The 20,837-nt window shown below is 64.3% G+C and carries 15 protein-coding genes and 2 tRNA genes; 7 read left to right on the forward strand and 10 right to left on the reverse strand.

Annotation, left to right across the window (positions count from 1 at the left end):
- Window positions 1-2 precede the first annotated feature (2 nt).
- The 3 genes from NATPE_RS23325 to NATPE_RS17130 all read right to left on the reverse strand — a co-directional run bounded on the left by NATPE_RS23325 (window position 3) and on the right by NATPE_RS17130 (window position 1,453).
- Window positions 3-131, reverse strand: a complete 129-nt coding sequence (locus NATPE_RS23325; protein ID WP_006182851.1) for a DUF7503 family protein — start codon at window positions 129-131, stop codon at window positions 3-5.
- Between the two features lie 282 nt (window positions 132-413).
- The gene (locus NATPE_RS17125) at window positions 414-1,022 is read right to left on the reverse strand and encodes a 30S ribosomal protein S7 (protein ID WP_006182852.1); all 609 of its coding nucleotides are present in this window, start codon (window positions 1,020-1,022) and stop codon (window positions 414-416) included.
- A gap of 2 nt (window positions 1,023-1,024) precedes the next feature.
- Window positions 1,025-1,453 (reverse strand): 30S ribosomal protein S12, encoded by a 429-nt coding sequence (locus tag NATPE_RS17130; RefSeq protein ID WP_004267302.1) that lies wholly within the window; start codon window positions 1,451-1,453, stop codon window positions 1,025-1,027.
- Between the two features lie 413 nt (window positions 1,454-1,866).
- On the opposite strand from NATPE_RS17130, the gene NATPE_RS17140 reads away from it, so the two are divergent.
- Window positions 1,867-2,502, forward strand: a complete 636-nt coding sequence (locus NATPE_RS17140; RefSeq protein ID WP_006182854.1) for a 4-vinyl reductase — start codon at window positions 1,867-1,869, stop codon at window positions 2,500-2,502.
- A 72-nt stretch (window positions 2,503-2,574) separates the two neighbouring features.
- Here the strand turns inward: NATPE_RS17140 and NATPE_RS17145 are convergent, their stop codons facing one another.
- Entirely contained in the window at window positions 2,575-4,086 is a 1,512-nt protein-coding gene (locus NATPE_RS17145; RefSeq protein ID WP_006182855.1) for an aldehyde dehydrogenase family protein, read from the reverse strand.
- Between the two features lie 169 nt (window positions 4,087-4,255).
- On the opposite strand from NATPE_RS17145, the gene NATPE_RS17150 reads away from it, so the two are divergent.
- The 4 genes from NATPE_RS17150 (at window position 4,256) to NATPE_RS17165 (ending at window position 11,473) form a co-directional block, all read left to right on the forward strand.
- Window positions 4,256-5,461 carry a P-loop NTPase gene (locus NATPE_RS17150; RefSeq protein WP_006182856.1) on the forward strand — a complete coding sequence of 402 codons (1,206 nt, stop codon included), beginning with the start codon at window positions 4,256-4,258 and terminating at the stop codon, window positions 5,459-5,461.
- Window positions 5,462-5,880: 419 nt separating this feature from the next.
- Window positions 5,881-9,420, forward strand: coding sequence for a molybdopterin-dependent oxidoreductase (locus tag NATPE_RS17155; RefSeq protein ID WP_006182857.1), 3,540 nt, complete (start codon window positions 5,881-5,883; stop codon window positions 9,418-9,420).
- Between the two features lie 2 nt (window positions 9,421-9,422).
- Window positions 9,423-10,625 carry a 4Fe-4S dicluster domain-containing protein gene (locus NATPE_RS17160; RefSeq protein WP_006182858.1) on the forward strand — a complete coding sequence of 401 codons (1,203 nt, stop codon included), beginning with the start codon at window positions 9,423-9,425 and terminating at the stop codon, window positions 10,623-10,625.
- 2 nt (window positions 10,626-10,627) lie between these two features.
- Window positions 10,628-11,473, forward strand: coding sequence for a TorD/DmsD family molecular chaperone (locus tag NATPE_RS17165; protein WP_006182859.1), 846 nt, complete (start codon window positions 10,628-10,630; stop codon window positions 11,471-11,473).
- 86 nt (window positions 11,474-11,559) lie between these two features.
- Here the strand turns inward: NATPE_RS17165 and NATPE_RS17170 are convergent, their stop codons facing one another.
- From NATPE_RS17170 to NATPE_RS17195, 6 genes are read right to left on the reverse strand one after another with little or no spacing between them, the layout of a single operon-like run.
- Entirely contained in the window at window positions 11,560-11,985 is a 426-nt protein-coding gene (locus tag NATPE_RS17170; RefSeq protein ID WP_006182860.1) for a NusA-like transcription termination signal-binding factor, read from the reverse strand.
- A gap of 3 nt (window positions 11,986-11,988) precedes the next feature.
- Entirely contained in the window at window positions 11,989-13,185 is a 1,197-nt protein-coding gene (gene rpoA2, locus NATPE_RS17175) for a DNA-directed RNA polymerase subunit A'' (RefSeq protein WP_006182861.1), read from the reverse strand.
- Window positions 13,178-16,105 (reverse strand): DNA-directed RNA polymerase subunit A', encoded by a 2,928-nt coding sequence (locus NATPE_RS17180; protein ID WP_006182862.1) that lies wholly within the window; start codon window positions 16,103-16,105, stop codon window positions 13,178-13,180. The genes rpoA2 and NATPE_RS17180 overlap by 8 nt, the downstream gene beginning before the upstream one ends.
- Window positions 16,106-16,108: 3 nt before the next feature.
- Complete coding sequence (rpoB, locus tag NATPE_RS17185) at window positions 16,109-17,938, reverse strand: DNA-directed RNA polymerase subunit B (protein ID WP_006182863.1); 1,830 nt, start codon at window positions 17,936-17,938, stop codon at window positions 16,109-16,111.
- A 3-nt stretch (window positions 17,939-17,941) separates the two neighbouring features.
- Complete coding sequence (locus tag NATPE_RS17190; protein ID WP_015299242.1) at window positions 17,942-19,522, reverse strand: DNA-directed RNA polymerase subunit B''; 1,581 nt, start codon at window positions 19,520-19,522, stop codon at window positions 17,942-17,944.
- A complete protein-coding gene (locus NATPE_RS17195; protein ID WP_015299243.1) occupies window positions 19,523-19,750 on the reverse strand; it encodes a DNA-directed RNA polymerase subunit H in 228 nt (75 codons plus the stop codon). It lies immediately after the preceding gene.
- Between the two features lie 316 nt (window positions 19,751-20,066).
- Here NATPE_RS17195 and NATPE_RS17200 point away from each other — a divergent pair.
- Together NATPE_RS17200 and NATPE_RS17205 are read left to right on the forward strand one after the other, a co-directional pair.
- Window positions 20,067-20,139, forward strand: a tRNA-Asp gene (locus NATPE_RS17200).
- A gap of 376 nt (window positions 20,140-20,515) precedes the next feature.
- Window positions 20,516-20,588, forward strand: a tRNA-Asp gene (locus tag NATPE_RS17205).
- Window positions 20,589-20,837 lie beyond the last annotated feature (249 nt).

The raw sequence follows: 20,837 nt of genomic DNA on the forward strand, positions 1-20,837 counted from the left end.
GTTTAGGGGCCGACGAAGGTACTCGCGTTCGTCGCTGCGACGTTGCCTGTCTGTCCGAGTAGCAATAGGATCGTAAACAGCGCGCCGATCAGTCGTGGGTGGTTCTTCAGGTACTGTGTAACATCCGTCATGGTACATTCGACCAATAGTTGCCTGTTGACAAAAGTTTATCTTAATATAATATACGTCAAGATAATAATATCAACAATATGGACAGCAGTAGAATGCGGGTGCAAGAACCAACCGGAAGTATCTTCGGCCTCGAGTCGGCCGGCGGAAGCGCCTCGACTCGGAGAAGCGATCTCAAACTGCTATGTCCGTCGAAAATGGCCCGCGGTCACGAGCAGCCCGCTCGCTACCGGAAGGCGAAGCTATCCCGCCCGAAGAAAACCGAAAAGCGACGGCATAACGCGTTAGCGTGCAGCTGCCGCGACGCGCTCTTTCTCTTCTTTCTGGCTGACGGCGTAGGTGCCAACGTCGTAGTTGGACGCGCCGATGAGCTGGTTCGCGATGGCCTCCTCGACGTCAGTGGTCGTCTTGAACGAGTCGTTGTAGACGCCCTCGGCGAGGAACTTCAGGGCCTGGTCGACGCGGCGCTGGGGCGCGACGTCGACGGCCTTCGGGACCGAGATACCACCGTATTTCAGGCGGACGGTTTCCTCGCGCGGGGCCGCGTTCTCGACGGCGGTCACGAGGATCTGAATCGGGTTCTCCTCGGTGCGCTCGTGGACGATGTCGAACGCGTCGCTGACGTAGTTGAGGACCTGCTGTTTCTTGCCCGTGTTCTCCTCGGTCTGCATCAAGCGATTGATGAAGCGCTCGACGATGGAGATCTCGGACTTTTTGAACTGTTTGCTGGCGTGGCGACCCGCGGTGTGAGCGACGGGCGATACCGTGATGTAGCGTTCGGTCGAGGGGTCGGCGTACTCGATTTCGCCGATCTCCCACTCGCCGAACAGCTTGGCCGAAACGTCCGCGCCGCCGGCCGGCGCGTCCGGGTCGGGTTGGTCTTCTGCCGCCATGGTTATCGCACCGGTTTCTCCGCGTTCCCGCGAACGAGTTCCTTCAGTGCGACGCCGTTGACCTTGTCGACCTTGTAGTTGACACCGGAGAGGTCACCCATCGCACGACCCTTGGCCCCACCGATCCCGGCGATGGTGACTTCGTCGTGTTCGTCGATGAACGAAATCGCACCGTCACCGGGACAGAACGCGGTGACTTGCTTGCCGTTCTTGATCAGCTGGACCCGGACGCATTTCCGAATCGCCGAGTTAGGCTGTTTGGCCTCGATGCCGACCTTTTCGAGTACGATACCGCGGGCCTGAGGTGCGCCCTCGAGGGGATCGGACTTCTCGCGAAGTCCACGGGCGCGGCGCGCGTAGTCCGAGTCGGACCACCGCTGATTCTGGCGGTCCTTCTTGAGCTTGCGCGCGGCGTATTTGCCGTTTGCCATGGGCGTCGCTATCCGACGGAGGCACTTAAGCGACCCGTTTCGAGTCGCGCGTTACGGCTCGAGAATCGGCGACGAGGGGGAACGAAGCGATTTCAGCGCGTTTCGTCGCCGGAGGCGCTCGCTGGCGTCGGATCGGTTGCGTTCGGATCGGTATCGGTGCCGTTCGCGACGATCACTCGTTCCCGACGCAGTCCGGCAATCGACGCCTCGGTCGCCTCGCTGTGCGTCGAGTCGTGGCCTGCCTTTCGTCTCGAAGCGCGATCGGGAGTGGTTGTTGCCGCGAACCGTCCGACAACTGCCATCCGAAGCGACCGGAACGTCGCTGATCGCGAGCCGTGACAATCCGAGACATATAATCTTACCGGATCGATAGCTAAAGTTATTAGATAGACTGGGGCTGTTCTGTACTCGTTATGGCCACACTGAACAGTTGGATCAAGCGACTCGTCGGGAGCGCCGACGAGGAGTCCCAGTCCAGCGACGAACTGCAGGCAGTCGATGACCGAATCGGATTCGAAGCCTCACTCGAGGACGCGGAAGTGATCGGGCGGAGTCCCCTGTCGTATATCGCTGCCGGCGAATCGATCTCCTCGTTCGTGGGGAAACAGATCACGTCCAAACTCGCCGAGTACGGACTCGAGGAGATCGAGCCCGACGAATGGTATCCGCTCCAGGTCCCGCTTGCCATGCTGTACGATATGCGCGACGAATACGGCGACGTCAGGATGCGAAACATGGGCCAGAACGTCCCCGAACACGTCGAATTTCCGCCGGACCTGTCCGAAGTCGATAACGCGTTACGGGCGATCGATACGGCCTACCACCAGAACCACCGCGGCAGCGAGATCGGCTCCTACGAGTTCCAACAGGAAGGTCCGAACGCGGGTGTGATGACCTGTGAGAACCCCTATCCGTGTGAATTCGATAAGGGGCTCATCAAGGGCGTCGCGAAGAAGTTCGCCGACAACCCCGTGCAGGTCGAGGAAGTCGGCGACCAGTGTCGATCGGACGGCGATCACCGCTGTGAGTATCGCGTCGAATGGCTTTGATGGGGGCCGTGTCGCGACCGGCGACGTAGCCGGTCGACCCGATCGTTCCGGGTTCGGAACGAGGAGACCGACTCAGTACGGATACTCTCTCGGTTCGCGCTGGACCGAGATCCATTTGACCGACGTCAGCGTCTCGAGGATCCACTCGTCGTTGTACCGACCCATGCCAGATGCGCCAACACCGCCGAACGCGACGTGCGGTTCGTCGTTCAGCGGCTGGTCGTTGATGTGGACCATGCCCGTCTCCATCGCGTCGGCCACGTCACGCGCTCGGGCGACGTCCGCCGAGTGAACCGATCCCGACAGCCCGTACTCGGTGTCGTTGGCGATCCGAATCGCCTCTTCGTCGGTTTCGAAGGGAACGACCGGCGCGACCGGCCCGAAGTGTTCGTTGCAGGCGACCGGCATGTCGCTGGTGACGTCCGACAGCACCGTCGGCTCGACGAACAGTCCCTCGTAGTCGCCGCCGGCCTCGACCGTCGCGCCGCGTTCGACCGACTCCTCGAGGAAGCCGACGATCTTGTCGCGCTGGCTCTCGTTGATGACCGGGCCGACGAGCGTCCCTTCCTCGAGCGGATCGCCAATGGGGAGTTGTTCGGCGCGGTCGGCCAGCCCCGCCACGTAGTCGTCGTACAGCGATTCGTGGACCAGATGGCGGTTGATCGAAATACACTCCTGCCCCTGATGGGTGAACGAGCCGAATGCACCGGCGTCGATCGCCCGCTCGAGGTCGGCGTCCTCGAGGACGATGTGGGCGTTGTTGCCGCCTAGTTCGAGTGCGGGTTCCGTGTATGCACCGACGGCGCGCTGGCCGACGCCGCGTCCGACTTCCGAGGAGCCGGTAAACGACATCACCGACGGGACCGAGTGCCCCGAGAAGTGGTCGCCGATCTCGTGACCGTAGCCGGGGACGACGTTCAGAACGCCCGCCGGGAGGCCAGCCTCTTCGAAGACCTTCGCGAGGACGAGGCCGCCCGCTATCGGGGTGTGTTCGTCCGGTTTTAGCACTACGCTGTTGCCGAGCGCGATGGCGGGTGCGACGACGCGACTGGAGAGATACAGCGGGAAGTTCCACGGCGTGATGACGCCGACGACGCCGGCCGGTTCGCGCACGAGCAGGTTCTCCTTGCCCGGCGTGACCGAGTCCTTGCGGCGACCGCCGTCGCGCATCGCCAGTCCGGCACCGACCTCCATCGTCCCCTGTGCGAGTTGGGTCTCGAAGTCCGCTTTCAGCCCGACACCGCCGCACTCGACCGCGAACAACGTCTCGAGGTCGTCGGCGTACTCGCCCAGCAACCGACAGGCCTCGGACACGATCCCGGCGCGCTCCTGGGGCGGTCGCTGTGCCCACTCCGCTTGCGCTTCCTCCGCGATCGCGTACGCCTCGTCGACGTCGTCCTCGGTACCCGAGGGGACCGACGTCAGGGACGTCCGCGTCGCGGGGTTTTCGACGTCGATCAGGTCACGGTCACCCGCGGGAACCCACTCTCCGTCGAGATACAGGGCGTTCCAGCCGGTTTCCGGCGCGATCTCGAGGTCATCGACGGCGACCTCGTCGGGTGATTCTGCACTCGTATTCGTCATGTGAGTCTGCCTATCGGTGGGCCCGGCTTATTCATTTGGATCCGACATTCACGATAGCGGACTATCGAGGTCGGTCGGGAAAGCGGCGGATCGAAACCCGCGACAGCCGTTTTTCACCCGGCGGGAATGCGAGTCCGGTTTTTACGCGCTGTGTGGCCTACCCACCGATATGGCACAGCAGAGCGACTCCCTCGAGCCGTTCCGGGCGATCGAACTGCCCGACGGCAGCGATCCGATCTCGAAGGGGATCGTCCGGCGGATCCGCTCGAACGAGGGCACGATGACGGTCGAAATCGCGATCGATGGGCTCGGCGAAGACCTCGCCGAGCGGATCGTCGAACAGGTCCGGGGGGCGGCGCTTGCGCTGCCGGACGCGGACCACGTCCGCATCGAACCGGTCCGGGACGCGGACAAAGAGGTCGAACTGCCCACGGTCGATCACGTCCTGGCCGTCGCGAGCGCGAAAGGCGGGGTCGGCAAGACGACGGTCGCGGTCGCACTGGCGCGGACCCTCGCCGCCCGCGGGGTCGACGTCGGGCTGTTCGACGCGGACATCTACGGCCCGAACGTCCCCCACCTGCTCGAGGACGTCGACGGGCCGGTCCTGACGAACGAACACGGCCAGCCGGTGCCGCTGGAGGCCGAAAACGGACTCGAGATGCTCAGCCCCGGCGTGGCCGGCGGCGACGCGCCGACGGCGCGGCGGGGGGCGATCGCCTACGGTGCGGTCGAGAACCTGCTCGGACAGGGCGACTGGTCGGATCGCGACGTCATGATCATCGACATGCCCGCCGGCACGGACGACGTGGTCGGAGCGGCGCTGGAACACGTCCCCGTCGACGGGGCCGTCTTCGTCACGACCCCCTTCGACGCGAGCGTCGACGACACGAAACGGACCGTCGACTTGTTCGCCGAGAACGGGGTCGCTCCGGTCGCCGGGGTCGTCAACATGAACAGCTTCGACTGCGAGTGCTGTGGGGAGCGCAACCGGCTGTTCGAGGACCCCGTCGACATCGACGTCCCCGTCGCCCACGACCTCCCGTTCGATCGCACCCTTCAGCGCGCTCCCGGCGGGACCGACTCGCACGAGACGATCGACGCGCTGGCCGAGACCGTCGAATCGTTCATCGACGAGGTCCTCGAGGACGTCCCCAAGGACGCGTTCGATCTGCGGGGGCTGCCGCGGGCCAGCCAGACGCGCCAGCTGTGTGATGAGCTGGCGGCCGCCGACGCCGGGGACACCGTCCGGGTCGTCGTCGAGGACCCCGAATGGGTCCGGGACGCCCTCCGGAGCGACGCCGGCGAACTACTCGCGGACGTCGACCGGGAGGGGATCGCCACCACCGGTGCGTTGCTGGCAGTGACGCGGCGCTGATCGGCGTATGACCCCGGGCCGGACGTAGCGGCACGGTGACGACGGTTTTCGCGACTGCTGGATCCGTTTTATATAGTATGTTCCGCCTGCGCGTGCGAAACTGAAGACTCGGCACAACGACGAGGGACGCTACTTACCGACCCGACTTGAATACCGCAACAGTTGCAGGTAGCCGGAATCGGCGATACCCGATAATTCCGGGACGTGATGCCGTTTGAACCGTGATTTATAAACCTGTACCAGTGAAGGAACAGGGCAAGTACATAAATGGTCGGGCGAACACCTCCAGACCGTTCCTGTCAGATAAGAACGGTGGTGAGCCACTTACAGTACCGATCACCATCCGTCACACATGGTGCTCGAACAGTCACCGCGGCACCGGCTCTCGAGCGTGATCGACGCCGGGAGGTGGTGTCGCCATGGCTAACCGCGATCGGAGCGTCGACTCGGCAAACGAGCGGTCGGCCGAAGGAACGTCGGTCTCCCGTCGGACGCTCCTCGGTGGCGCAGGGGCAGCCGGCGTCGCCGGGTTCGCGGGCTGTCTCCGACTGTTTACCGACGACGGGGAGGGGAACGGCAACGGGACGTCGACGGCGTCGAAGCTGAACCCGCTGACGGAGTACCCCAACCGGGAGTGGGAGAGCCACTACCGCGACGTCTGGGACGTCGACGACACCTACTACCTGGCGTGTCGGCCGAACGATACGCACAACTGTTACCTCGAGGCGAACGTCAAGAACGGGGTCGTGACGCGTCTCGGCCCGTCGATGAACTACGGCGAGGCCGAGGACCTGTACGGGAATCAGGCCTCGGACCGCTGGGACCCGCGGGTCTGTCAGAAGGGCCTGTCGATGGTCGAGCGCTTCTACGGCGAACGCCGCGTCACCTCGCCGATGATCCGGCAGGGGTTCAAAGACTGGGTCGACGAGGGCTTCCCGCGCGAGGAGGACGGCTCGATGCCCGAGGAATACGCCAAGCGTGGGGAAGACAGCTGGTACGAGGCGAGCTGGGACGAGGCCTACGAGTACGCCGCCAAGACGTTCTTAGAACTCGCCGACCACTACTCCGGGGCGGACGCCCAGGAGCTGCTGCTCGAGCAGGGGTACGACGACCGCGTCGTCGAGGAGATGCAAGGCGTCGGGACCCGTACGATGAAGTTCCGGGGCGGGATGCCGATGCTCAGTACCATCGGGCTGTTCGGCGAGTACCGCTTTGCCAACTCGATGGCGCTCGTCGATCACCACGTCCGCGACGTGGGCGAGGACGAAGCGCTCGGCGGCGTCGGCGGGGACAACTACACGTTCCACACGGACCTCCCGCCGGGCCATCCGATGGTGACCGGCCAGCAGACGGTCGACTTCGACCTGGCGAACGTCGAGTACGCCGACAACATCGTCCTGGCCGGGATCAACTGGATGTGTACGAAGATGGCCGACTCCCACTGGCTCACCGAGGCCAGGATGAACGGCGCGAACGTGACCGGCATCTTCACCGACTACAACGCCACGTCCTCGAAGTGTGACGAGCTGGTCATCATTCGCCCGGCGACCGACTCGGCGCTGTTCCTCGGCGTCGCCCAGCAGATCATCGCCACCGACGGCTACGACGCGGAGTTCGTCCGGTCGAACACGGACCTGCCCCTGTTGGTCCGCATGGATACGGGCGACCACCTCCGTGCGAGCGACGTCTTCGAGGACTACGACCCGGCGGACCTCGAGCGGACGCAGGTCGCGCCGGCCGACGAACACCCGGCCCCGACGACCGTCGACACCGCAGACCAGTGGATCACCCCGGACCAGCGCGAGGACTGGGACGACTTCGTGGTCTACGACGACGCGGCCGGCGGCGTTCGGGCCGTCGACCGCGAGGCGGTCGGCGAGGAGTTCGACGTCGACGCGGCGCTGGAGGGCAGCTGGGAACTCGAACTCGCCGACGGCGACATCGTCGAGGTCCGCCCGGTGTTCGACCTCGTCAAGGAGTACCTCGACACGACGTGGGACCCCGAGTCCACCGCCGAGGTCACCGGGACCGAACCCGAGGCGGTCACGAACCTCGCCGAGCAGTTCGCCGACAACAAGGAGAGTACCCTGCTGCTCACCGGGATGGGGCCCAACCAGTACTTCAACGGCGACCTGAAAGACCGCGCGGCCTTCCTGGTGGCGTCGCTGACCAGCAACGTCGGCACCCACAGCGGCAACGTCGGCAGTTACGCGGGCAACTACCGCGCGGCGATGCTCAACGGGATCCCCCACTACCACCTCGAGGATCCCTTCGATCCCGAACTCGACCCCGACGCCGACTCGCGGGTCGATAGCCGGATCACGATGGAGTCGATGCACTTCTACTCCAACCTCGACAAGCCGCTGAAGATCGAGGGCGAGTACCACATGGGCGACAGCCACATGAACACGCCCACGAAGTCGCTGTGGGTCGCCGGCTCGAACTCGATCCTGGGCAACGCGAAGGGATCGTACAAGATCATCGAGGGGCTGCTCCGGACCGGGAAACTCGAGGCGTTCTTCTGTAACGAGTGGTGGTGGACGATGACCTGCGAGTACTCCGATATCGTGTTCCCGGCGGACTCGTGGGCCGAACAGAACGTCCACGACCTCACCGCCTCCGTCACCAACCCCTTCCTGATGGTGTTCCCGGAGACGGGCATCGACCGCGTCTACGACACGCGCCACGACTGCCAGATCTATCAGGGCGTGGCGGAGAAACTGGCCGAGAAACTGGACGAACCCCGCCTCGAGCAGATGTGGGAGTTCATCGATGAGGACGAGTACAGGGGCAAACCCTACGTCCAACGGATCCTCGACAACTCCAACATGACGAAGGGGTATGACGCCGAGACGCTCATCGAGAAGGCCGAACGCGGCGAACCGGCCCTGATGATGAGTACGACCTACCCCAAGAAGATCGGGACCAGACAGGCCAACGACGACGAACCCTGGTACACCAAGACCGGACGGCTCGAGTTCCTCCGCGAGGAGGAGACCTGGACCGAGGTGGGCGAGACCCTCCCGGTCCATCGGGAGGCGGTCGACGGCACCATCTACAAACCCAACGTCATCGTCGACGACGGCGACCACCCGCTCATCGACCCGGAGACCCCCGACGATCTGGGCTGGGACGACGACAACATCGAGGACGCCTCCGCCCGCCAGGTCCGCAACGAGGTCGTGAGTACCGACGCCCTCGTGAACTCGAGTCACCCCCTGCAGGACGTCGATCCCGGGTTCAAGTACTCCTTTATGACCCCCAAGTACAGACACGGCGCACACACGTTCTGTAACGCCCTGCCGAACATCGCCGTCTGGTGGGGGCCGTTCGGCGACCGGGACCGCAAGGACGATCGCAAACCGTACTTCGGCGAGGGCTACGTCGAGATGAACCCCGAGGACGCCAAGGAAGAGGGATTCGAAGACGGTGACTACGTGTGGGTCGACGCCGACCCCAACGACCGGCCGTACCCCAGCGCCAACGGGGATCCCGACGAGTACTCGCGAGCGCTGATGCGGGTGCGATACCAGCCCGCCATGCCGCGGGGCGTGACCCGAAGTTGGCACAACCTCAACCAGGCCAGCCACGGGACGACCGAGGCGACGCCCGACCGAACGGGCATGGCCAAAAACGAGGAGACCGACTACGTGTCGCTGTACCGGCGCGGGGGCCACCAGAGCATGACCCGCTCGTGGCTCCGGCCGACCATCTTGACCGACGAGATGAACCGCAAGGGACTGATGGGCCAGTCCATCGGCAAGGGCTTCGCCCCGGACGTCCACTGTGCCAACGGCGCACCCAGAGAATCGTTCGTCAAGTTCGAGAAGGAAGGCGACGCCGGCGAGGACGGCGAAGGGCTGTGGCGACCCGCCGAGATGGGGCTACGGCCCGGCTACGAAACCGAGACGATGCAGCGGTATCTCGACGGCGACTTCACGTCAACGGAGGGTGACTAACGATGCCAACAGTCGACAACTGGCAACTCGGCCGCGAGATGGAGTACCCCTACGAGGGCGCACGCCCCGACGACCAGTGGGCCGGCGTCTTCGACCTGAACAAGTGTATCGAGTGCCAGACGTGTACCCTGGCCTGCAAGACCACGTGGACCCACGGCGAGGGCCAGGAACACATGTTCTGGAACAACGTCGAAACCAAACCCTACGGCTCCCACCCGGTTGGCTGGGACAAGCGCACCCTCGAGGATCTCGACCCCGGCGACTGGGAGGACGGTACCTACGAGGGCGACACGATCTTCGAGGCCAACGGGACCGACTGGGACGATCCGGAGAACAATCCCCAGGAATCCCAGCAGGCGGCCGGGGAGCTGGCCGGCTTCTTCCCGGGGACCGACGACTGGCGATATCCGAACCTCGGCGAGGACGAGATCGCCGGCGACTCGATGGAGTCGATCACCCACTTCGACGAGGAGACCCACCCCGTGTGGTTCTTCTACCTCCCGCGGATCTGCAACCACTGTACGTACGCCGCGTGTGCCGGCTCCTGTCCGGTCCCCGCCATCTACAAGCGCGAAGAGGACGGCGTCGTCCTCATCGACGAGGACTCCTGTCAGGCCTTCCAGCAGTGCAACGAGGCCTGCCCCTACAAGAAGGCGATCTTCAACCCCGCCGAGAGCAAGTCACAGAAGTGCATCGGCTGCTATACGAAGACCGAGCAGGGAAAGGCCCCGCAGTGTTTCGAGAACTGTCTGGGGAAGATCCGCCTCCACGGCTACATCAACCCGCCCGATGAGGCCGACGAGTCCGATCCGATGGCCGAGCCCACGAACCCGCTCGACTTCGTCGTCCACCAGAAGGAGCTGGCGAAGCCGCTGTACCCGCAGTTCGGCCTCGAGCCGAACGTCTACTACGTGCCGCCGATCACGGCACCGACCGACTACCTCTCCCAGATGTTCGGTCCGGGCGTCGAGGACGCCATCGCCACCTACCGCGCGATGCGTAACGGCGACGAGCCCGCGCTCAAGGGGCTGTTCAAACTGATGGGGTCGACCGAGTGGTCGATCACGGCCTTCGAGATCGACGGCGACGAAGCGGTCGGCTACTACGAGGGCGACGAGGTCGGTCGCGTGCCGATCACCGAACCCACCACCGAACGGGATCGCTACGACGAAGACGAGGACGTCTACCGGCTGGATATCACGTAACCATGAGCGAGAACACCATCCTCGGCGGCCCGCCGAACCGGGCCACGGACGCGACCGACGAACCGGAAGCCGAGCCGACGCCGGACCCAGCCGACCTGCCGGGCGACGCCGAGACGGCGATCCACCGGAGTCGGCTCTACTCGCTGCTCTCGCTCGGGTTCGACCGCCCGGGCGAGGACTTCGAGGCGGCCCGCGACGAGGACGCGTACGCCGCGGACCTCCACGCGTCCGCGGCGGCGATCGATCCCGAGATTGCCGCGGCGGCCGCGGCCGTCACCGACGCCCTCGAGGGTGTCGACGGTGACGAACTCCACCACCAGTGGGCTGCCCTGTTCGGCGTCGAGGAGGGGGTGACCGTCTCCCCCTACGAGCTGACGTACCTCCCGGGACCGCTGATGACCAACGTCCGCCGGCTCGCCGACGTTAGGGGGTTCTACGAGGCGTTCGACCTCTCACTGGCCGACGAGGGGACCGACCGCGGGGATCACGTCTGCTACCTGACGGAGTTCCTGAGTGCGCTCTGTCTCCGGGAGGCCTCGCTCCGGGAGAGGGGCGACGACGAGGGCGTCGCGGTCGTCGTCGACGCGCGGCGGTCGTTCCTCGAGGACCACCTCGGCCGGTGGTACTGGCGGCTCGCCGACGAGGTCGGCAGCCACGACGACGGGGCGTTCTACGCCGCCCTCGCGGAGCTACTGGCCGCACTGGTCGAACACGAGATCGAGACCCTCGATCTCGACCCCGACTGGGTCCCGGACGATCCCGAGGTCACCGAGTGGAACGAGGACGTCTTCGGTGACGCCGGCCGCGGCTGTGGCGGGTGCGGCGCGAACGTTAGCGACTTGGGCTGAGAATCGCGGCGAGAACGGCACTGATCGGCCGGCCTCCGACGCGGAGGCCGCGTCGCTCCGCCTCTCGAGAGAGAAACCAAAAACGGCTACAACAGCTGGATGTCGTCGATCGCGAAGTGGCGCTTCGCGAGGGTGCGGGCGGCGTCGATCGTGCGACCGTTCGTGCCGATCGCGACGCCGTGGTCGGCTTCCGCGACCTCGACGTACGCGACGGTATCGTCGTTTTCGCTGATCGTGACGTTGTAGACCGCCGCCGGTGCGAGCGCGTTCGCGACGAACTCCTCGGCGTTGTCGGCGTCTTCGACGAGACGGACCTGCGCGTCGACGCGGTCCTCGAACCGCTTGACAGTGCTGCCGTCGGGGCCGATCGCCTCGCCCATGCCGCCGCGTTCGACGACGATCAGGAGGCTGTCACCGCCGTCGGTGACGAGACAGTCCCGTCCGTCGACGCCGGTCACGTCCTCGAAGGCCGCCAGATACTGCCGGGCGTCGTCGTCGAGGGTGACGCCCATCGATCAGTCGGCCTGACCGCTGCCGGAGGTGGTCGACCCCATCCGAAGATCGACGTCGCCGGTGCCGAGCTTGATCGGCTTGCCGACGATGACGTTCTCCGTGACGCCGTCGAGATCGTCGACTTCGCCGTGGATCGCGGCGTTGAGCAGGTGGTTGACCGTCACCTCGAACGCCGCGCGGGCCAGCACGGACTCCTTCGAGCCCGAGATGCCGTGGCGACCGATCGACTCGATCTCGCCGCGGTTGGTCATCATGTCCGCGACCAGCATCAGGTGACGGACGTTGACGTCGTCGAGGCCCTGTTCGGCCAGCGTGTTGTTCGTCTCCTCGATGATGGCCTCGCGGGCCGCCTCGATGCCGAGGTTCCGGTGGATCTCGTGGATGTTGTTACACGTCGTTCGCGAGGCGTCGACGCCCTCGATCTCCAGGACGTCGCCGAAGGCCGACCCCTCGGTGTAGAGGACGAACTCCTCGTTGCCGTTGTCCAGTTCCTCACGGCGGATGACGACGCGGGAGATGTCCTCGATTCCCTTGAACGTGATGTCGCGCAGTTCCTCGACGAGCTGGAGGAGGTCCCGGTAGGACGGCTCCTCGGGACCGAACTGGATCTCAGTGCCCTGCTGGACCGTCTTGACGCCAAGCGAGTCCTCGATGATCCCCGCGACCTCGTCGGGTGTGATCATCCGCTCTTTGAGGGTGTCCTCGTTGAGCGAGATCTGGACGCGCATGTCCGCGACGTTCGTCGAGACGTCACCCAGCGCGAGGATCTTCGTCGCCTCGATCTTCCAGACGACCTCGTGGGCCTTCTCACGTTCGGTGGCGTACTCGCCCTCGAGGTAGACGGTCATCATCGGCGTGTCCGGGGTCTTCCGGGCGTCGACTAGTTCGATCAGCCGGGGCAGCCCCTGGGTCACGTCGATCTCGGCGACGCCGGCGTAGTGGAACGTGTTCATCGTCAGCTGAGTCCCGGGTTCGCCGATCGACTGGGCCGAGACGGTACCGACGGGATCGAGCGGATCGACGCGGGTGTCGAGATACCGGGCCTCGACGGCCTTCGCCAGTTCGTCGGCGTCCTCGACGGTCGCGTCGCCGCGATCCTCGAGGGTCTCGTAGACGTTGTCCTTGAGTCGCCGCGGGAGATCGGTGTCCTCGACGACGGCGATGGTGTCGTCGTCGACGTCGTACTCGACGTTAGTCATCGGAACTCACCTCCGTGCCCTCGGTCAGTCGATCGTCGGCGTGTTCCGAGAGGTTCGTCGGGCGCGGCTTGGAGCCGAGGAACTCCTCGCGGTCCTCCTCGGAATCGAACTCCGAATCGAGGACGCGGCTGGCGATTGCCTCGACGTCGATATCGTTGTCCTCGTCGGAGGAGACCTTGACCGGCGAAGTACCGTCCTCGCCGAACTCGAACTGCACGATCGTGTCCGAGGTGTCCCGGACCGTGCCGTCGTACTGGGTCTCGAGTTCCGAGAGGGCGTTGATCAGCCGCCGCTGCAGGTAACCGGACTTCGAGGTCCGGACTGCGGTGTCGACCAGACCCTCGCGGCCACCCATCGCGTGGAAGAAGAACTCTCGAGGCGTGAGCCCGCTGGTGTAGGAGTTCTCGACGAAGCCATGGGCCTCGGCCGAGAGGTCGTTCGGTTCGTAGTGCGAGAGGGTGCGGTCCTCGTAGCCGCGGTTGATCCGCTCGCCCCGAACTGCCTGCTGACCGACGGCACCGGCCATCTGGGTCAGGTTGAGCATCGACCCACGCGCACCGGAGTTGGCCATGACGACTGCGGGGTTGTCGTCCTGGAAGTGTTCGTCCGCGATGTTCCCCGCGTTGTCACGCGCACGCGAGAGCGTCTGCATGATCTTCATCTCGAGGGTCTCGTCGATGGTCCGGCCGGGGAGACTCTCGAGTTCGTTGTTCTCGTAGGCCTCGATCAGCTCTTCGACGCGGTCGTTGGCGTCCGCGATCGTCTCGTCGATGCGCGACTGGGCCTCCCCCGGGATGGTCTCGTCGTCGATCCCGATCGAGAACCCGAAGTGCATGATCGCCCGCATGGCAAGCGTCGAGACCTCGTTGACGAAGATCCGGGCGCGGGTGTTGCCGTAGACCTTCGTGATGGTGTCGACGATCTCGCCGCCGAACTCGCCGACCTCGTCCTCGGCGATGGTCCCCTTGAGGAGTTGGCCGTCCTCGACGACGACTTCGTCGCCGACAGTGCCGGTGAACTCCAGATCGAGGTCGTCGGGCAGCAGTTCCGAGAAGACGTCGTGACCGGTCCAGAACGGCTCGCCCTCGTCGTCGACGCCGCTGGGTTCGGGCAGTTCGTCGATCCGGGTGGCACGCAGCAGGTCAAGCGCCTGTGTCTCGTTGAACCGGGGGTTGTCGTGGGTCAGGAGGTACATCCCACTGATGTGGTCCTGAATGGCCCCGATGATGTTCTCACCGAACCGCGGCGAGAGCATCTGTTCTTGCACGCGCATGAGGACGCGCGCTTCGGCGCGGGCCTCCTCGTTTTGCAGCGCGTGCATGTTCATCTCGTCGCCGTCGAAGTCGGCGTTATAGGGCGGACAGACGACGGTGTTCAGCCGGAACGTCTTGTACGGCATGACCACGACCTCGTGGGCCATGATCGACATCCGGTGCAGCGACGGCTGGCGGTTGAAGATGACGATGTCGCCGTCGATGAGGTGCCGGTTGACCTCCCAGCCGGCTTCGACCTTCTCCGCGAGCTGTTCGCAGTTCTTCTCGGTCACCTTCAGCCGACGACCGTCCGGCCGCCGGACGTAGTTCGCGCCGGGATGGCCCTCCGGTCCGTTCGAGACGAACCGCCGGGCGTCCTCGAGATTGCGCTCGGTGACGTTCATCGTCTGGGTCATCTCCTTGGCGACGCGATCCGGGACACCGACCTCGTTGAGCGAGAGGGTCGGGTCCGGCGAAATGACGGTTCGGGCGGAGAAGTTGACACGCTTCCCGGACAGCGAGCCGCGGAATCGACCCTCCTTGCCCTTCAGGCGCTGGGAGAGAGTCTTGAGGGGGCGGCCGGAGCGGTGTCGCGCCGGCGGCGTCCCCGAAATCTCGTTGTCCATGAACGTGGTGACGTGGTACTGCAGCAGTTCCCAGAGGTCCTCGATGATCAGCTGGGGCGCGCCGGCCTCACGGTTCTCCATGAACCGCTGGTTGATCCGGATGATGTCGACCAGCTTGTGCGTGAGGTCGTCCTCGGAGCGCTGGCCGTTGTCGAGCGTGATCGACGGCCGCGCGGTGACCGGCGGGACGGGGAGGACGGTGAGGATCATCCATTCGGGACGGGAGCGCTCGGGGTTGATCCCCAGAACCTCCATGTCCTCGTCCGGGATCGCTTCGAACCAGTCCCGGATGTCGCTCGGCATCAGCTTGTTCGTGTCCTCCTCGGTCAGATCGATGTCCAGGGCCTTCTCGATGGCCTTGCGCTGGCTCTCACGCGGGCGGAACGAGCCCGAGAGGATCTCGTTGACTCGAGTCAGTTCGATCTCGGTCTGTTCGGCGAGTTCGTCCGGCGTCGTTCGCTCGATGCCCTCTTCCTCGTCGCCCTGCATCGCGCCGGCGATGCGCTGGGAGTACTCGCTGGTCAGGACCTGCTGGACCTCGTAGTAGGTCGTGGGCTTCTCGTGGTCGATGTCGTACTGGATCTCGCCACAGAACGGACATCGGTCCTTCTTGCGGGCCTGCCGAATAGCGGCCTTCGTCACGTCGTTGAGGTCCCGGCTCAGCTTCCGCGATTCGTCGAGTTGGTCGTGGAACTCGTCGCGCTCGTCCTCGGTCAGCAGCAGGCGGGAACACTCCCGGCAGGTGCCACGCAGGAGCCGTCGGATGAGCTTCGTGAAGCCGACGTGGATCACCGGCGCGGCCAGTTCGATGTGCCCGAAGTGGCCGTTACAGGAACCCGAGTGCTTCCCGCAGGTCTTGCACTCGAGGCCGGGGTCGATGACGCCCAGCCGCGGGTCCATCAGCCCCATGTCGATGGGGAAGCCGTCATCGTCGTAGGTGTCGGCGGTGATGATCTTCGTCGCGCTCATCTCCCGGTACTCCTCGGGCTCCATGAGCCCGAAGGTGATCGCTCCGATGTCTTTGGGTGTCGTGTCTTGCATGGGTTAGACGGCGTCCTCCAGTTCGAGTCGTGGTGCGATACCCAGCGCCTTCATCTCGTCCAAGAGGAGCTTGAACGCGTAGCTCATCTCGATCTCGTGGATATCGGTCTCCTCGTCGCAGTTCGGACAGTAGACACGCCGTTGTTCGACGTTCTCGACCGCGCTCATCCCACAGTTGGCACAGACGTGGATGAACTCACGGTCGGATTCGTCGAGGAGTCGTTCTTTCAGCGTCATGGCCGCCCCGTGGCCGATGAACACGTCGCGTTCCATCTCCCCGATACGGAGCCCACCCTCGCGGGCCCGCCCCTCGGTGGGTTGGCGGGTCAGCACCTGTACCGGCCCGCGCGAGCGGGCGTGCAGCTTGTTCGAGACCATGTGGTAGAGCTTCTGGTAGAAGATCACGCCGACGAAGATCTCGGCCTCGATCTTCTCTCCGGTGATGCCCGAATACATGGTCTCCTTGCCGGCCGAATCGAAGCCGGCCTCCTCGAGCCCCTCGCGGAGTTCGTCCTTGTCCTCGCCGAGGAAGGGCGTCCCGTCGACGCGGCGACCTTCCATCGAGCCGAGTTTGCCGCCGATCATCTCGAGGATGTGGCCGACGGTCATCCGGGACGGCAGCGCGTGGGGGTTCAGCACGAGGTCGGGGACGACGCCCTCTTCGGTGAAGGGCATGTCCTCCTGGGGTGCGAGGTGGCCGACGACCCCCTTCTGGCCGTGGCGGCTGGCGAACTTGTCCCCGAGTTCGGGGATCCGTTCGTCGCGCACCGAGACCTTCGAGAGCTTCGAGCCGTCCTCGCCCTCCATGAGCGTGACGGTGTCGACGATCCCGGACTCGCCCGAGCGCATCGTGACGGAGGTCTCGCGCCGTTTCTGGGGCGAGAGTCCGCCCATGTCGTCGGGCTCCTCGAGGAATCGCGGCGGGGACGTCTTCCCGAGCAGGACGGAGTTCTCGTCGACCGTCGTCTCGGGGTTGACGAGGCCGTCCTCGTCCAAGTGGTTGTAGGCTTCCTCGCCGCGGGCCCCGCGGACGTCCTGGGAGGGGATCTCGAAGCGGTCCTCCTGGCCGCCCGGATACCGGCGTTCCTCGCCCTCGTAGGTCCGGAAGAAATGCGAGCGAGCGAGCGCACGCTCGACGCTGGCCTTGTTCATGACCAGCGCGTCCTCGATGTTGAACCCCTCGTAGCTCATCACGGCGACGACGAAGTTCTGGGCGGCGGGCCGCTCGTCGTAACCGATCTGTTCGGTCGTCTGGGTCTTGACCATCGAGAGCTGCGGGTAATGCAGCAGGTGCTGGCGCGTGTCCGGTCGGATCCGGTAGTTCGCGCTCGGCAGACCGAGCGACTGCTTGATCATCCCCGCCCCCATCGTAATGCGGGGGCTGGCGTTGTGTTCGGGGTAGGGGATCATCCCCGCACCGATCGAGAAGATCAGCGACGGGTCGATCTCGAGGTGGGTGTGGTTCTCGGTCAGATCGTCCTCGTCGACGCCGACGAGGATGTCCTCTTCCTCCTCGGCGTCGATGAATTCGATGTAGCCGTGATCGACCAGATCCTCGAACTCGAGGTCACCTTCCTGGAGCGCCTCGATCTCCTGCTCGGAGATACGCGGTTCGCCGTCCTCGACGACCAGAAGCGGTCGTCGCGCACGGCCGGCGTCGGCGTTGACGATCACTTCGCGGGTGCGCTCTTTGACCGAGACGTTGACCATCTCGCTGACGTCGCCGATGCGTCGCGCTTCCCGGATCTGTTCTGCCAGTTCGTGCGGATCGGGGTGGGTGCCCACCAGCGATCCGTTGACGTAGACTTTCGCCTCTCGTTCTTGGCTGCTCATGATTTAGTCGTCCCCTGAGGCCGCCGTTCGTTCGATACCCTCGAGGCCGGGAATGCCCTCGACCCCCATGGATGCCAGTTCGCGTTTGAGTTCCTGTTCGTCCTCAACGTTCTGGGACAGCTCCATCGACTGGGCGAAGTTCTTCACCAGCCCACAGTTGGGACCCTCCGGCGTCTCGGAGGGACCGATGCGACCCCACTGGGTCGCGTGGAGGTCCCGCGCCTCGAAGTGCGGTTGCGAGCGCGAGAGCGGACTGCGCAGGCGACGCAGGTGCGAGAGAACGCCCATGAAGTCGGTCCGGTCGACCAGCTGGCTCACGCCGGAGCGGCCACCGACCCAGTTGCCCGTCGCGATCGGATGCTCGAGCCGTTCGGTCAGGACGTCCGAGCGGACGACCGTGTTGACCGAGAGCTGTCGGTTGCGCATGTTCGCGCGCTCGAGTTGGTATTTGACGTCCCGGGCCAGCTTGTTCAGTGCGGTCCGGAACAGGTCCTTCATCAGGTCGCCGCTGACCTTCAGTCGCTTGTTCGCGTAGTGGTCCTTGTCGTCGGCCTCGCGCCGGCCCAAGGCGAGTTCGAAGCAGGCCTCGGCCATCCGACAGAGGTAGTGGGCCTTGTTGATGCGGACGTCCTCTTCCTCGACGCCGTCCTCGTGGAGATGCGGCAGGAGATAGCGGTCGATAACGTAGTTCGCGCGCTTGAGCTGGTAGTTCTTGCCCTGCCCGGAGGCGACGCGTTTGCCCAGTTCCTCGATGGCCTCCTCCTCGGTCTGGACCTCCGCTTCCTCTAAGTTCTCGAGCATGTACTTGACGACCTCGGGGTCGTTCGAGACCTTGTGGACGATCTCCTCGTCCGACTCCAGTCCGAGGGCGCGCACGAGCGTGACGAAGTTGATCGAGCCCGAGACCGACGGGAACGAGACCTCGAGCAGGCCGTCCCGCGTTCGTTCACACAGCACCAGGGCACGGTAGCCACGGCGCTGGGAGAACGTCTTGGCGACCTGGATCTCGTCGCCGTACTTGGTGTCGTACTCCGCGAGGATCTTGTTCGGTGCGAGGTCCTCGCTGGTCATCAGCACCCGCTCGGAGCCGTTGACGATGAAGTAGCCACCGGGGTCGGCGGGGTCTTCGCCGATCTCGATCAGTTCCTCGTCGGAGAAGCCGGCGATGTTACACTTCTCGGAGCCGACCATGATCGGCATCCGACCGATCTTCGTCTCCGTGGAGTCGACGACCCGCTGGTCGCCCTCCTCGCCCTTGACGATCGACATCTCCATAAAGACCGGCGCGGAGTAGGTGATGTTCCGGAGGCGAGCCTCCTGTGGGTACAGCAGTTCCTCGGAGCCGTCGGCCTCGCGGACGCGAGGCGTGACGACGCGGACGTCGCCCAGCTCGACGTGGACCGGCTCCTCGCCTTCCTTGTCACCGATGTCCGTGTCGATCGTCGCCTTCTCGTCGACGACCTCCTGCATCCCCCGGTTGAGGAAGGCGTTGAACGAGCGGTAGTGGTGTTCGGCGATCCGTTCCTTCGAGAAATATTCGCGCGAGATCTCTCGTCGTTTGTCGCGGTTGAGTTCCATTGCCATTTATTCCACCACGAGTCGGTATACGACTGACTGGTCGGTCGTCCGCGAGTCGCGTACGATCCGAATGACGTCGCCGACTTCTGCGTCGTCGGGGAGCGCGGCGTCGTTGCGCTTTATTTTCGGCAGGTCTGTACGATCGATGTTGTATTCCGTCAGCACCTCCTCGAGTTCGTCGTCCTCGAGGACGGTATGCTCCGGAACGAGTTCGTGTTGGCTTACGTCTACCATGTGTGGGTGTGCGTGTCTGCTATCGGGAGAGAAGCGGCTGTCACGAGATACTACAGGCAGATAGCGGCGGGAACCATTTAACGGTTACTAACTCGGGGCACAAGCAGGGCTACCCGGCCGGGCGAACCTGACCGGAGCGAACGATCACACTCGAGAGTAGCCGGTTCTCAGTTATATTCCTTGTGGGTCGTGTGATCCGGTATCACGATACTGGCGAGAGGGGCGCTCGAGGCGACGGTCGTGGATCGATTGACCGTACCACACGGGGTTCGATTGAAAAGCCTTAATACTGTAACCGCGAAATGAAGAGTTGCGAGCCCGGGTGGTGTAGTGGCCCATCATACGACCCTGTCACGGTCGTGACGCGGGTTCAAATCCCGCCTCGGGCGCTTTTCCGATCTCAATTCCCACAAGCTGTCAGTCCGCTGGCCGCGGGGAGTCCGAAATCGACAAAGAGGAACTCGGAATTTGAATTAGGGAGCGGCGTCGCTGCGATCGTGGTTCAAAACCCTTCCCGGACATTTTTCCCGAACTAATCGGAAAGCAGCGCGTGGAACTGCAAAAACGTGCCCGGCGAAGTGCGGAAACGACGAGTCGAGTTCGGGAGTGTAACTCAGTCTCGACTGTTTATCTGACACATCGTCCGATCTATCGAGAACACGACTCGGCAGAAACGAGTACTAACGAGAAAACGTGTCATTCAGCATTGGGAACGGTCCGGGAACAAAACCCTTAATACTCCGACGGCGAAACGAAGAGTTGCGAGCCCGGGTGGTGTAGTGGCCCATCATACGACCCTGTCACGGTCGTGACGCGGGTTCAAATCCCGCCTCGGGCGCTTTTCCGATCTCAATTCCCACGAGTTGTCAGCTTGCTGGCCGTGAGGAGTCCGAAATCGGCAGAGCGGACCTCGGAATTTGAAGCAGAGAGTTCCTTCGCCGTGACCGTGGTTTAAATCCCGTCTCGGGCGTTTTCTTGGTTTCAATTCTCGAGCGAGAAGCGCCGCGATGGGCGAAGACTGCTTTCGACTAGTCGAAGTAGGCCTGTATTTATATCATTCCCCACTCATTTCAGAAACGAACGGTCG

The sequence above is a fragment of the Natrinema pellirubrum DSM 15624 genome, from assembly GCF_000230735.2.
GTDB lineage: Archaea > Halobacteriota > Halobacteria > Halobacteriales > Natrialbaceae > Natrinema > Natrinema pellirubrum.